The organism is Streptomyces sp. NPDC051776 (assembly GCF_040681345.1).
Lineage (GTDB): Bacteria > Actinomycetota > Actinomycetes > Streptomycetales > Streptomycetaceae > Streptomyces.
Map to the genome: position 1 here is coordinate 238,269 of NZ_JBFAYQ010000003.1, position 13,407 is coordinate 251,675.

Consider the following 13,407-nt stretch of genomic DNA (forward strand, 5'->3'; position numbering starts at 1 on the left):
CCTCTGATCACCACCGGCCGTCCGTTGTGGCGGTCGGCTGGTGGTGTCCCGACCCGCGGCGTTCATGGTCCGAGGTCCGCCGGAGTGCGCCGATGCCGCCGAGGCGGGAGATATCCCGGGCGTCAGGCGCGGTACAGCGCGTCGACCTCGGCCTCGTACGCCTTCTCGATGGCCCGCCGCTTCAGCTTCAGTGAGGGCGTCAGCAGCCCGTGCTCCTCGGAGAACTGCCCGGCCAGGATCCGGAAGGTGCGGATCGACTCGGCCTGCGAGACGAGCGTGTTCGCGGCGACGACGGCACGCCGGATCTCCGTCTCCAGATCCGGATCCCGTACGAGTTCCGCGGGCTTCAGCTTGGGCTTGCCCCGCATCGTCAGCCAGTGCTCGACGGAGTCCGGGTCGAGGGTCACGAGCGCGGCGATGTACGGCCGGTCGTTCCCGACCACGATGCACTGGCCGACCAGCGGATGGGCCCGGACGCGCTCCTCCAGCGGAATGGGCGACACGCTCTTGCCGCCCGAGGTCACCAGGATCTCCTTCTTCCGCCCGGTGATGGTGAGGTAGCCGTCCTCGTCCAGTGCGCCGAGATCGCCGGTGGCCAGCCAGCCGTCCCGCAGGACCGCCTCGGTCGCCTTCGGGTCGTTGAGATATCCGGCGAAGACCTGACCGCCGTGGATCCACACCTCGCCGTCGTCCGCGATGTGCACGGTCGTACCGGGGATGGGCTGGCCCACGGTGCCGTACCGCGTGCGCTTGGGCGGATTGGCGGTGGCGGCGGCGGTCGACTCGGTGAGCCCGTAGCCCTCGTAGACGGTCACGCCCGCACCCGCGAAGAACAGCCCGAGCCGGCGGTCCATGGCCGAGCCGCCCGACATCGCCGTCCGGATCCGGCCGCCCATCGCCTCGCGCACCTTGCTGTACACGAGCTTCTCGAAGAGGCCGTGCTGCACCCGGAGACCGGCGCTGGGGCCGTGCCCGGTGCCGAAGTCACGATTCTCCTGAGCTTCTGCGTACCGCACGGCGACGTCGGCGGCCTTGTCGAACGGGCCGGCCTTGCCCTCGGCCTCGGCCTTGCGCCGTGCCGCGTTGAAGACCTTCTCGAAAACGTACGGCACGGCCAGGATGAAGGTGGGCTTGAAAGCGGCGAGGTCGGGCAGGAGCTCGGCGGCGCTGAGGTTCGGCTGGTGGCCCAGCTTCACCCCGCCGCGTATCGCGGTCACCTGCACCATGCGGCCGAAGACGTGGGCCAGGGGGAGGAAGAGGAGGGTGGACGCCTCATCGCCGGGCCTGGAGTGGAAGACCGGCTCCCAGCGCTCGATGAGGGTGTCGCACTCGAACATGAAGTTCGCGTGGGTGATCACACAGCCCTTGGGGCGGCCGGTGGTGCCGGAGGTGTAGATGACCGTGGCGGTGGAATCCGGGGTCACGGCGAGCCTGTGCCGGTGAACAGTTTCGTCGTCGATGCGGGCGCCGGCGGCCTTCAGTTCGCCGATCGCGTCCGCGTCGAGCTGCCACAGCCTGCGGAGCTGGGGCAGCCGGTCTATCACCGAGCCGATCGTCATCGCGTGGTCCTCTTGCTCCACCAGCACCGAGGAGACACCCGCGTCATGGAGCATCCAGAACGCCTGCTCGGCGGACGAGGTCGGATAGACCGGGACGGACTGGGCGCCGACCGTCCAGAGGGCGAAGTCGAAGAGCGTCCACTCGTAGCGCGTACGGCACATGATGGCCACACGGTCGTTGAACCGGACCCCCTGGGCGAGCAGCCCCTTGGCGATGGCGAGAACCTCGTCGCGGAACTCGGCCGCCGTCACGTCCTGCCAGACATCGTCGACCTTACGGCCGAGAGCCACCCGGTCCGGGTCCTCTGCGGCATGGTCGAAGACGGCATCGGCCAGACCTCCGGTCCGGTCGGCCGCCACCACGGGAGGGGACATGAACTCGCGCAATACCTGCTCCTCAGCGTGCGTCGCACAGCGCGGTGACCGTACCTGATGAATCCCCCGGAAGGGAGACCTGTTTCACACTGGGGATTCGATACATAAAGGCTGGTCAGCGTGTGATGTGCGGTCCACGCAGGGAGATTGGCAACTCCGTCCGACCGGTGAGTAGGGGCCGGTGGCCGGAAATCTCCACTGAATCCGCGCCCGGCAGTCACGTGCGCATTACACGGAACGGCATTTTTCCCGGCTCGTCCGGGTGCGGGACTTCGGATTCCGCTTTCGCCCGGTGCGTCCCTCTCGGGGAGCTTGGGACGGGGCGGATTGTGGCCATCCTCCTAGACGACAGGGCCCGTTGACGGGTTGCCTCCAGTGCTGCGGTTTTTCCGCCGACCCGTGACGGCGCTTCCGGATGGCCGCTTCCCGGTGCGGGGCGACGCCCGTGGTGCCCGGGCCCGTACGGGACGACGTCCGTCCTGCCCGGGCCCGTACGGCACGACGTCCGTCCTCCCCGGGCCCGAACGGGACGACGCCCGTGGTGCCAGGGCCCGGTGCGGACGGAGTCCGTGGTGCCAGGGCCCGGTGCGGGATGCTCCTGCACCGGGCCTGGCGTGATCATGCTCTCGGCAGGCGTACCCGGCCCTCCCCACGCCCGCGCACCGGCCGGACCGACATCGCCCGTCAGGAGCCGCCGGACCGGCGGTCGAGCGGCAGCCGGAGCACCGTGGAACCCGGGACCGGCGCGTTGGCCTCGCGTACGCGGGCGAGTTCCTCGTCGGAGAGCGCCCGGCCGTAGACGCGGACCTCGTCCAGCGCTCCGGTCAACCAGCCCCGGCTGTCGGCCTTCTGGCCCAGGTGGACACCGAAGGTCGAACCCCGGCTCACCGTCCCCGGCACGTCCGGGGCTGCCGTCTCCGCCCCGTCCACCGCCAGCCGGAGCCGGCCGTCCGAGCGGCGCAGCGCCAAATGGTGCCACTGGCCGTCGTTGTACGGCCGGGTGGCCCGTACGGACGCGGTCGCGGCGGGCGCGGAGCCGTTCACTGTGGTGATGAGTGCGGTGACCCGGCCACGGTCGGGCTCCCCGCGCACCCACACCTGCGGATTCCTGGCCCCGACCCCGCCCATCCACAGGAACGGCTGGTCGCCGGAGGCCGCGTCGTAGCGGAACCACAGGCTCGCGGTGAAGTCCCGCGATCCGAGCGGCAGCGCGTTGCGGAACGGCAGCCGGACGGCGTCGTCCCGGCCGTCGAAGGACAGGGCCTTCCCGAAGCGGCCGTCCGTCACCGCCGCGCCGCCGAGCACCGACGCGCCGCGGGCGAACGGCGCCAGGTCCGGTGTCGTCGGATCGGGCTCGCGCCGTGGTCCCAGCCAGTCTTCGGTGAACCGCGCGAAGCGGATCTCGTCGCGTGCGTCGACGGCCCCGCCCTCGTACATCAGCCCCACCTCGTGGTCCGAGAGGGCGACCATGTCGGAGTAGCCGGACCAGTCGGTGGTCACGGTCGCGCCGCGGTCGACGCCCTCCCAGGTACGTCCGTCGTCGTAGGAGGAGCGGACCGTCATCGTGCGGCGCCGGTCGGGGTCGGCCGGGGCGGAGTACAGCAGCCGCCCGCGTCCCTCGTGCGGGCCGGGCATGCGCAGGAGGGAGGCCTGCACCATGGGGGAGTAGAGGTCGGGGAGGGCACGGAAGGGGGCGGCGAAGCTGTCCCCGCCGTCCCGGCTGACCGCGTACGTGCGATGGCCGAGGTCGGTGCCGTCCTGCTCGCGCCCGTTGACGTAGATCGAGCCGTCGGTCCGCTCCACCAGGGTCATCTCGGAAGGCTTCTGGCGGAACAGCCCGTCAGGCGCTATGGGCCAGCTGTCCACCGCGCCGATGCGCCAGCTCCGCCCGCCGTCGTCGCTGTGCACCAGGGCCGCGTGGTTGGCGGTCACGCGGGTCCCGTCGTGGGTCTCGGTGTTGACGCCGAACACCAGCCGCCCGGCGTGCCGGCCGCGGGCGAGTTGGATGCCGTGCACGGGGCCGGTGGCGTACCAGGAGTTCCAGTCGGGGCGGCGGATGGCGTCGGTCAGGTCCTCCGGCTGCGACCAGGTCGCCCCGTCGTCGTCGCTGTACTGCAGATGCGGTTTTCTGTCGCACGGCACATCGCAGGGCAGCGAGTCGTCCCGGCCCTTGTTGTACGTGGTGGCCAGCACGATCCGGCCGGTCCGCCGGTCCACGACCGGGGCGGGGTTGCCGTGGGTGTCGCCGCGGCCCTCGTCGATCACCTGGAGTGGCCCCCAGGTGCGGCCGCCATCGGTGGAGCGCTTGAGAACCAGGTCGATGTTCCCGGCGTCGCCGCAGTTGTCGACCCGTCCCTCGGCGAAGGCGAGGAGCGTGCCCGCTCGTGATTTCACGACGGCGGGGATGCGGAAGCAGGCGTAGCCGGGGTCCTGCTCCGCCTTGAACAGCACCTGTTGCTCGATTCCGGTACGGGCCGCGGCCGGGGAGTCTTCAGCGGCCGCGGCCCGTGCGGTGACGGTAGGTGCGACGAGCACCGGGACGAGGAGTAAGCCGGCGAGGCGGCGCCGAGGGGGGTTGGTGTGCGCACGGGCAGGGAGAACTGACGGCATGACACATCCCTTCAGCCGAGCGTCCGGACATCCCACGTCCCATGTCCGGGCGTCGAAGGTAGGTGCCAGGGAAGGCTTCCCACAAGGCATCCGCACCACTCGGACCGGGACGGATCCCTCCAGCCTCGGGACGGGGTCGTGCCGGTCGTTCTCGTGGGCCATCTCACCGTCCTGCAGGGGAGTTGGGTGACGCGGATGGCGAGCTGCAGCACGGTCGCCCGACCGCTCCGTACGGCTCGCTGCGGGTCGCCGGCGGGCGTACGGCTCGTACGGGTCGCTACGGCTCGTGGGTTCGTGGCGTCCGGGGGTGAGTGAGGGGTGAGGCGCGCCCGGGGTTGGTGCGGCAGCGACCGCGCCCTGAATGCCTGTCACCGCAAGGATCCTGTTACGCAGTTCCCCGGCCGGAATCGCCCTACCGCCTGAAATGGAGGCCCACCAACCGGCCGAAGCGGAGCGGGCGCATGCCCCCGGGGCGGAGGCGTCCGTCCTCGGGACGGGGAGGACGGCATCTATCCGCGGCTGGTTCTCTCTGATCGAAATGACCCAACTCGCCATCATACTGGGCGAGTTGACGGACAGTCATTCATCGGGACCGGCGAGGGCTCCGGCGCCCGGCCTGCACCCGGCCCCCTCCGGCAGTTCCGACCCGCTCCGATCCCGCTCCGATCCCGTTCCGATCCCGTTCCGATCCCGTTCCGATCCCGTTCCGATCCCGTTCCGATCCCGTTCCGATCCCGTTCCGATCCCGCTCCGACCCGCGAAGGGACTCCATGGACACCGCGAACCGCAGCTCCGTACCGGCCTGCCCTCTCGGCCACGACCAGCACGCCGACAACGTACTGCTTCGCGAGGCCGGAGCCGCCGCCCCGGTGAAGCTGCCCGGTGAGGTGCCCGCCTGGGCGATAGTCCGTCACGACGCGCTCCAGGCCGTGCTCTCCGACCCGCGGTTCGCCAAGTCCCACGAGCACTGGGCGGCCCTTGGCGAGGGCAGAATTCCGGCCGGATGGCCCCTGATGACCTTCATCGTCAACAAGGGCATGACGACGGCCGACGGCGACGAGCACCGGCGGCTGCGCGCCCTCGTCACTCAGGCCTTCACCCCGCGCCGGGTGGCCGCCCTGCGTCCACGGATCGAGCACCTCACCGAGGACCTGCTCGACGCTCTGGCCGCCGGAGAAGCGGGAGCCGCCGGATCAGCCGGAGCCGGCGCTGCGGGAGGCGGTGCCGCAGCCGCGGGCCCGGTCGACCTGCGGGCCCGCTACGCCTACCCGCTGCCCATGCACGTCATCTCCGAGCTCCTCGGCGTCCCCGAGGACCGCAGGGACGAGCTCCACCGGCTCTGCGAGATCCTCGTCAGCAGTGAGACCGCACCGGACGACGCCATCGCGAACGTCCGCGCTCTGCACGCCGCGCTCGCCGAGATCATCGAGTCCAAGCGACGGGCTCCCGGCGACGACCTCACCTCGGCACTGATCGAGGCCCGCGAGGAGGGGGACCGGCTCAGCGAGGAGGAACTCGTCGGCACCCTGCTGCTGATGTTCCTGGCCGGGCACGCCACCACGCTCAACCTCATCTGCAACGCCGTGAGGGCACTGCTCACCCATCCCGCGCAGCTCGCGCTGGTGGCCGCGGGCCGGATGCCGTGGAGCGCGGTCGTCGAGGAGACCCTGCGCTGGGACAGCCCCGTCGGGCACTTCCCGATGCGCTACGCGACGGAGGACACGGACGTGGGAGGCACGCTCGTCCGCAAGGGCGAGCCGGTCCTCGCGTCGTACGCCGCCGCGGGCCGCGACCCGCGCAAGTACGGCCCCGACGCGGGGAGCTTCGACATCGCGCGGGGCGTCACCCGCCATCTGTCGTTCGGGTTCGGGGCCCACTTCTGCCTGGGGGCCGGACTGGCCCGGATGGAGGCCGAGACGGCGCTCGCCCGTCTCTTCGCACGCTTCCCCGGCATCAGGCTCGCAGTGCCGCCGGAGGCACTGGAGCGACTGCCCTCCGTGGTCTCGAACGGCATCTGCTCCTTGCCGGTACTGCTCCGCTGAACCGCGTCACGGCCTGCGGCGAGGACCGTTCCCCGGAGCGGTGTGCGGCACATCGCGGGCCTGGCCGCGAGGCGTTCCGGACGGGTGCAGGCCGGCCGCGGGCGGTGGGACCGGCCCGCGCAGGAGCCGCTCCCCGCCGGCCGGTCCGCCGTCCCTTGCGGTGGGTGCGGGCGCCTCAGCTCCCTGCGGCCGCGGCCTGCAGGGCCACGCGCTCCTCGCCCGCGTACACGTTCATGGAGCTGCCGCGCAGGAATCCCACCAGCGTCAGCCCGGTCTCGACCGCCAGGTCCACGGCCAGCGACGACGGCGCCGAGACGGCCGCGAGCACCGGGACGCCCGCCATCACCGCCTTCTGCGCCAGCTCGAACGACGCCCGCCCGGACACCACCAGGATCGACCGGGACAGCGGCAGCGAGCCGGACTGCAGGGCCCGGCCGATCAGCTTGTCGACGGCGTTGTGGCGGCCGACGTCCTCCCGCAGGTCCAGCAGCTCGCCCTCGGCCGAGAACAGTCCCGCCGCGTGCAGGCCCCCGGTCCGGTCGAAGACCCGTTGCGCCGCCCGCAGGCGGTCGGGGAGAGCGGACAGCAGTGCGGGCTCCACCCGGACCGGGGGTGAGTCGGCGATCGGCCAGCGGGCCGTGGTCCGTACGGCGTCCAGGCTGGCCTTGCCGCACAGCCCGCACGAGGACGTGGTGTAGACGTTCCGTTCGAGGGTGATCGCGGGGGCGGGGACGCCGGGCGCGAGCCGAACGTCCACCACGTTGTACGTGTTGCTGCCTGCCCCAGCTGTCGCCGGCGGTGCCTCCACGGTCGCGCCCGCGCAGTACACGATGTTCGCCAGCTCCTCCGCACTGCCGATGACGCCTTCGCTCACCAGGAATCCGGCGGCGAGCGGGAAGTCGTCACCCGGCGTGCGCATGGTGACCGCCAGCGGCCTGCCGTTCAGCCGTATCTCCAGCGGCTCCTCGGCGACGAGCGTGTCGGGGCGTGTGCTGACGGACGCGTCGCGGATGCGCAGAACGCGGCGTCGCTCGGTGACCCGTCCCATGATTGATCAGCTCCGGTTCTGTATGTGCTGATAGCCGAAGCGGCCCTTGCTGCAGAGACTGCCGTCCGGTCACCGGGTCGTCGGGCGGTGAGGGGACGTTCTCGATGTCGTCGTCCTGCACGTGCAGAGTCGGACAGCAGCACGCCGCAGTGGGCGCGGACCCTTCTTCTCCCGGTCCGACTGGACTCGTCACGGGTCCCGTCCTCACGCATGTCGAACTCCGGATTGAAGCCCGGCGCGCCCGTCGGGCACACCTCGATGCAGTTGCCGCAGTGGACGCAGGCCGATTCGGTCAGCGGGGCGTCGTGCTAGGTGGCGATCCGGGCGTCGGACCCGCGCCCGGCGACCGCGATGGCCAAGGCATTCTGTCACTGGCCGCTGCAGGCGTGCACGCAGTCATCACCGAGTATGCACCTGTCGTAGTCGCGGCGCAGAGATCGTGGCGGAGCCCGGCTCCTGGTCCATGAGCCGGATCCGCCCCGAAGCCGTCAGGTGTCGCCTCGTACTCCTTGGTGGTCGAGATGTGTGACGTGCCCCGCAGGCCGATTACATACCCTCGTTCCCGGCCGGTGTCGTACAGTTCACGCCTCGGCGATGGGGGGCGGGGTTGAGCGTCGGGCCGCGCGTGCCTCCATCGTCGTGAGTCGATGTCACCACTCCTGGAGCGCACATGGCCTTCCGCAGGCAGAGAACCATTGCGGGCGTTGCCGCCTGCATCGCCGTCGCTCTCGCGGCGGCCGGATGCGGAGACGCGGAGCCGGAGGCCAAGGACGACGTGTGGGTCGTTCCCAATCCCACCTTCGAGCCCGGCTCCTCCATGGAGAAGCTGAATGAGAAGGGCAAGCTCACGATCGGCGTCAAGATCGATCAGCCCGGAGTCGGCCTGAAGGAGCCCGGCGCGAAGCAGCCGGAGGGCTTCGACATCGAGATGGCGAAGATCATCGCCGGAAAGATGGGCATCGAGCCCGAGAACATCAAATGGGTCGAGGCGATCCCGGAGAACCGGGAGAAATACCTGCAGAACGGCACCGTCGACCTCGTCCTCGCCACCTACTCGATCACGCCGGAGCGCCGCAAGGTCGTCGGCATGGCGGGGCCGTACTACGAGACCGGACAGCAGCTGCTGGTGCGGAAGGACGAAACCCGCATCAACGGGCCGGACGATGTGGAGGGGAAGAAGGTCTGCTCGGTCGCCGGAACGACGTCGATCCAGCGCGTTGAGGACGAGTACGGTGCCGAGCCGGTCCCGGACAAGACCTACACCGCCTGTGTCGACCAACTCCTCGACGGGGCGGTCGACGCGGTCACCACGGACGGCGCGCTCCTGCTCGGCTATGCGGCCGAGGATCCCGACGAGCTGAAGGTCGTCGGTGAGCCGTTCAGCACGGAGCGCTACGGCGTGGGCTACCGCAAGGGCGACACCGAGATGTGCGAGTTCCTCAACAAGGCGCTGAATCGTTCCTACCGGGACGGCACCTGGGTCGACGCGCTGTCGAAGACGCTGTGGAAGACCACGGGCGCGGTGCCCTACCCGGACACGGACCCCTGCCCGGGCGCCCAGGACTCCTGACGTTCAGGCGTCCCCTGCGGCCCGGACAGGCCTGTGCTCGGGGCTGAGCCGGAGTTCAGAGCCGGATGCCGCGGGCGCCCGGCTCGTACCACATCGGCCACATGGGCGGGCCGTCGGGAAGCCTGACGATCCGGTCAGTGACGCTGAAGCCGAGACGTTCGTAGAGCGCCTTGCTCCGCGCGTTGCTCGCCTCCAGATACGCGGGTGAGCCCTCGTCGTCGCAGCGGTCGAGCGCCTCGGTCAGCAGGGCCCTGCCGAGGCCCTCGCCGTGCCGGGCGGGCGTCACGCCGATCAGCGGCAGATAGTGGTGCGCCCGGCCCTGCGGGTGCGCCTCCGAGGTGAGCCTGCCGACGACGGCGGTGCGCTCGTTGCCCGGGTCGGCAGCCTCGAACCGCGCGGCCATCTCGTCGTCCCCGTCCTGCTCCTCACCGGATCCGGCAGGGACGGGCAGCCACAGCGCCGCGGCCGTCAGGTCGTCGGTGACGTCGACGCGGCCGCTCTCCAGGGCGGCGTCCAGGAAGACGCCGAAGAAGCGGGGCTGTACGTCGTGCCGGTGCGCCCGGTCCGGGAACACCCACCGGCTGACCGGGTCCTCCATGAATGCGTCGCTCAGCAGACGGCCGACCGCCTCCCGTTCCTCCCCCTGCGCGCGCCGGATCCGCGGCGTGACGCCGACAGACTGGTTCACCAGCAACCCCCTCAATGGTCGAATACCCGTGCCCGGTATATCAGTTGGGCACATGCTCGGGGTATGCCGGGACCGGCGCGCACGGCCGGCGACGGCGTGACGGGCCCCGTCGTGCGCCGCGCGGTGTCCGTCAGGCGCGGGGGTGAGCCGGGGAGGTGTACGAGTCCGAGGCGGCGTACGAGAGAGATGTGCAGCACACATGACCCGTGCACGTGTGTGCGGGGCCATGGGGTACTCGGTAAACTGTAGACGATAACCAATCCGGCCGCCGAGCACTGAGGGGACCTCGATGCCGTCCGCAGGACTTCCGCAGGGAGCCGTGCCCAGGCTCGAACGCCCCGGCCCTCTCCGCGAGCGGGTCTACGAAGCGCTGCTCGAACTCATCACCACCCGTGCGCTCCGGCCCGGCCGGCATCTCGTCGAGAGCGAGCTGGCCGGCCACCTCGGGGTCTCGCGGCAGCCGGTGCGCGAGGCGCTGCAGCGGCTGAACACCGAGGGGTGGGTCGACCTGCGCCCCGCGCAGGGTGCGTTCGTCCATGAGCCCAGCGACGAGGAGGTCGACCAGCTCCTGACCGTACGGACCCTGCTGGAGGCCGAAGCCGCCCGCCTCGCGGCCGCGAACGCGACCTCCAACGGCATCGCCCGGCTCGAGAAGCTGTGCGCGCAGGGCGAGGAGGCCGTGGAGCGGGACCGGATCGACGTCGTCGTCGACACCAGCGCAGCGTTCCACGCCACGGTGATGGAGCTGTCGGCGAACGCGGTGCTGGCCGAGCTCGCCGCACGGGTCGGCCGCCGTGTGCGCTGGTGCTTCACGCCCGTCGCCCGGCAGCGGGGCAAGCAGTCCTGGATCGAGCACCGCGATCTGATCGCGGCCATCGCGGACCGGGACGAGCAGCGGGCCACCCGGATCATGCGCGAGCACACCGAGCACACGCGGACCTCGTACCGCGAGCGGAACTCCGGCTGACGGCGGGGCCGACCAGCCCAGGGTGACCGGCCGGGTCCGGAGGCCGGTGCGCGCACACGGTCCGGGCCCGGCCCACGCGAGCGGCCCCGGCCCACCAACTCGTCCACGCGGTACGGGAGATCGGCTTCTCCTCCTGCGGGGGTACCGCCGGCGACCCGGTCATCGGCACCACACCGACCGCGCCGCCGCCTTCGGGGCCGACCCCGAGACCGAACTCACCGAACTCACCGAACTCACCGTGCTCATCGCGAGGCCGGCAGAGTCGACGAGATCGGGGAGATCGGCGGCGACGCGGAGGTGGGCGCTGCCGTGTTTGCCGCCGAACACGTCGACCAAGCCGGTCGTCTGCCGCCGCGCCGGCTCCACCGATCCCCATGGGAGGACCATGGGCATAGGGGCGCATCGTCGCGGCCCCCCGGTGCGGCGCAGGCCGGGAAGGAGGTCCTGGAGTCGTCCGGGATCCCGGTGGCCCGGGGCCCCTCCGAGGCGGCCCCCTGATACGGGACCGGATCGCGGCGCTGGGTGACCTCACTCATAGTTGACGTGGACTCCGTTCACGGATCCCCGACCAGTCACTACCGTCCGGTAGACAATTACTGGCGGGTAGGTGGCGCCGTGCAGCACCGCCCATCCGCCGCAAGGACCCGCCCGTCCGTGCAACGAGAGCGGAGACACCTGATGGCATCCACCCTCACCCTCAAGCCGGGAACCGCTTGGTCCGACGCATGGCAACGCTGCGTCGCCATCGCCCCCGAGGCGTTCCGGGAGGACCGCGTCCTCAACCTCTGGGCCGGGGACTGGCAGGCCGACGGCCACCCGCTGCCCGCCTCGACCCCCGTCGACGGCAGCCCCATCGCAGGACCGCCCCGGCTCGACTCCGGCATCGTCCGGGAGGCCGTACGGGCCGCACTGGACCAGCACCGCGACTGGCGGCACGTACCGCTGGCCGAACGCAAGGCCCGGATCGCCGCCGCACTCGACGCGCTCAACGAGCACCGTGAGCTGCTGGCCCTGCTGCTCGTCTGGGAGATCGGCAAGCCCTGGCGGCTCGCCCAGGCCGACGTGGACCGCGCGATCGGCGGCGTGCGCTGGTACATCGACGGCATCGAGGGGATGCTCGGCGACCGCGCCCCGCTGGAGGGGCCCGTCAGTAACATCGCGAGCTGGAACTACCCGATGAGCGTGCTCGTCCACGCCATGCTCGTCCAGGCCCTCGCCGGGGATGCGGTCATCGCCAAGACCCCGACCGACGGCGGACTCGCCTGCCTCACCCTCGCCTGCGCGCTGCTGCACCGCGAGGGCGTGCCGGTCACCCTGGTCAGCGGCAGCGGCGGTGAGCTGTCCGAGGCCCTCGTACGCTCGCCGGAGATCGGCTGCGTGTCGTTCGTCGGGGGCCGGGACACCGGCGGCCGAGTGGCCTCCGACGTCGCCGACCTCGGCAAGCGCCACATCCTGGAGCAGGAGGGGCTGAACTGCTGGGGCATCTGGGAGTACAGCGACTGGGACAAGCTCTCGGCCGTCGTCCCGGGGCTCTTCGACTACGGCAAGCAGCGCTGCACCGCCTATCCCCGCTTCGTCGTCCAGCGTTCCCTCTTCGACGAGTTCCTGGCCGCCTACCTCCCGGCCGTGCGGCGTGTGCGCCTCGGCCACCCGCTCGCGGTGGAGTCGCCCGACGACCCGCTGCCCGAGCTGGACTTCGGGCCGCTCATCAACGCCGCCAAGGCCAAGGAGCTGAACGACCAGGTCTCCGAGGCGGTCGACCGGGGCGCCGTCCCACTGCACCGCGGCAGCCTCGACGACGGGCGCTTCCTCCCCGGCCAGGACACCTCGGCCTATGTCCCACCCGTCACGCTGCTGAACCCGCCGCCCAGTTCGCCGCTGCACCATGCCGAGCCGTTCGGCCCGGTCGACACCATCGTGCTCGTCGACACCGAGGCCGAGCTGCTGGCCGCGATGAACGCCAGCAACGGCGCGCTGGTCGCCACCCTGTCCTGCGACAACGAGACGACCGCCGAGCGGATCGCCTCCGAGGTGCGGGCGTTCAAGGTGGGACTGGGCAAGCCGCGCTCGCGCGGGGACAAGGACGAGCTGTTCGGCGGGTTCGGCGCCTCCTGGCGCGGCGCCTTCGTCGGCGGCGAACTGCTCGTACGGGCCGTGACCCGGGGCCCGGAGGGCGAGCGCCCGCCGGGGAACTTCCCCGACTACCACTTGATGCCCTAGGGAGGTCCCGCCGCCGAGCGCGGGGCCCGGCCCGAACCGACCGGACCGGAGAGGCCGGACGGGCCGGGCCCCGCGCCCCCTCACGCGCTGATCCCCCTCACGCGCTGATCCTCCTCACGCGCTGATGCTCCGCAGGCCTCAGCCGGCGTCCCGGCCGTCCGGGGTGCGGAGAACTCCACTCCGCGGGCTCGGACACCGCTCGCTCCGGGCCACGGTCCAGCAGCTCGCGACGACGCAGCAGCGGCTCCCGGCGGGGGGCCGGAGCCGGCTGCATCGGATGCGTCGAGCGCCGCTACGGGGCCGCCGCGTCACCTGCGGGCCGTGATAG

Annotated in this window: 10 protein-coding genes; 4 read left to right on the plus strand and 6 right to left on the minus strand. The window is 71.4% G+C overall.

Annotated features, from left to right (window positions below; translation table 11 throughout):
* Positions 1-122 precede the first annotated feature (122 nt).
* Both AB0M26_RS04555 and AB0M26_RS04560 read right to left on the minus strand, forming a co-directional pair.
* Positions 123-1,946, minus strand: a complete 1,824-nt coding sequence (locus AB0M26_RS04555; protein ID WP_365254369.1) for a long-chain fatty acid--CoA ligase — start codon at positions 1,944-1,946, stop codon at positions 123-125.
* Between the two features lie 672 nt (positions 1,947-2,618).
* Positions 2,619-4,544: a sialidase family protein gene (locus AB0M26_RS04560; RefSeq protein ID WP_365254371.1), complete on the minus strand. Its 1,926-nt coding sequence runs from the start codon at positions 4,542-4,544 to the stop codon at positions 2,619-2,621.
* A 770-nt stretch (positions 4,545-5,314) separates the two neighbouring features.
* On the opposite strand from AB0M26_RS04560, the gene AB0M26_RS04565 reads away from it, so the two are divergent.
* Complete coding sequence (locus tag AB0M26_RS04565) at positions 5,315-6,586, plus strand: cytochrome P450 (RefSeq protein ID WP_365254374.1); 1,272 nt, start codon at positions 5,315-5,317, stop codon at positions 6,584-6,586.
* Between the two features lie 175 nt (positions 6,587-6,761).
* Here AB0M26_RS04565 and fdhD read toward each other — a convergent pair whose 3' ends face one another.
* Positions 6,762-7,634 carry a formate dehydrogenase accessory sulfurtransferase FdhD gene (gene fdhD / locus AB0M26_RS04570; RefSeq protein ID WP_365254377.1) on the minus strand — a complete coding sequence of 291 codons (873 nt, stop codon included), beginning with the start codon at positions 7,632-7,634 and terminating at the stop codon, positions 6,762-6,764.
* Complete coding sequence (locus AB0M26_RS04575) at positions 7,529-7,930, minus strand: 4Fe-4S binding protein (RefSeq protein WP_365254550.1); 402 nt, start codon at positions 7,928-7,930, stop codon at positions 7,529-7,531. The genes fdhD and AB0M26_RS04575 overlap by 106 nt, the downstream gene beginning before the upstream one ends.
* Positions 7,931-8,304: 374 nt before the next feature.
* Here AB0M26_RS04575 and AB0M26_RS04580 point away from each other — a divergent pair, with 374 nt between their 5' ends.
* Positions 8,305-9,204 (plus strand): glutamate ABC transporter substrate-binding protein, encoded by a 900-nt coding sequence (locus tag AB0M26_RS04580; protein ID WP_365254380.1) that lies wholly within the window; start codon positions 8,305-8,307, stop codon positions 9,202-9,204.
* 55 nt (positions 9,205-9,259) lie between these two features.
* On the opposite strand, the gene AB0M26_RS04585 is transcribed toward AB0M26_RS04580, so the two are convergent.
* Positions 9,260-9,892: a GNAT family N-acetyltransferase gene (locus tag AB0M26_RS04585; protein WP_365254383.1), complete on the minus strand. Its 633-nt coding sequence runs from the start codon at positions 9,890-9,892 to the stop codon at positions 9,260-9,262.
* A gap of 289 nt (positions 9,893-10,181) precedes the next feature.
* On the opposite strand from AB0M26_RS04585, the gene AB0M26_RS04590 reads away from it, so the two are divergent.
* Positions 10,182-10,859: a GntR family transcriptional regulator gene (locus AB0M26_RS04590; RefSeq protein ID WP_365254386.1), complete on the plus strand. Its 678-nt coding sequence runs from the start codon at positions 10,182-10,184 to the stop codon at positions 10,857-10,859.
* 159 nt (positions 10,860-11,018) lie between these two features.
* On the opposite strand, the gene AB0M26_RS04595 is transcribed toward AB0M26_RS04590, so the two are convergent.
* A complete protein-coding gene (locus AB0M26_RS04595) occupies positions 11,019-11,252 on the minus strand; it encodes a hypothetical protein (RefSeq protein WP_365254389.1) in 234 nt (77 codons plus the stop codon).
* A gap of 285 nt (positions 11,253-11,537) precedes the next feature.
* Here AB0M26_RS04595 and AB0M26_RS04600 point away from each other — a divergent pair, with 285 nt between their 5' ends.
* Entirely contained in the window at positions 11,538-13,079 is a 1,542-nt protein-coding gene (locus AB0M26_RS04600) for an aldehyde dehydrogenase family protein (protein WP_365254392.1), read from the plus strand.
* The last annotated feature ends 328 nt before the right edge of the window (positions 13,080-13,407 follow it).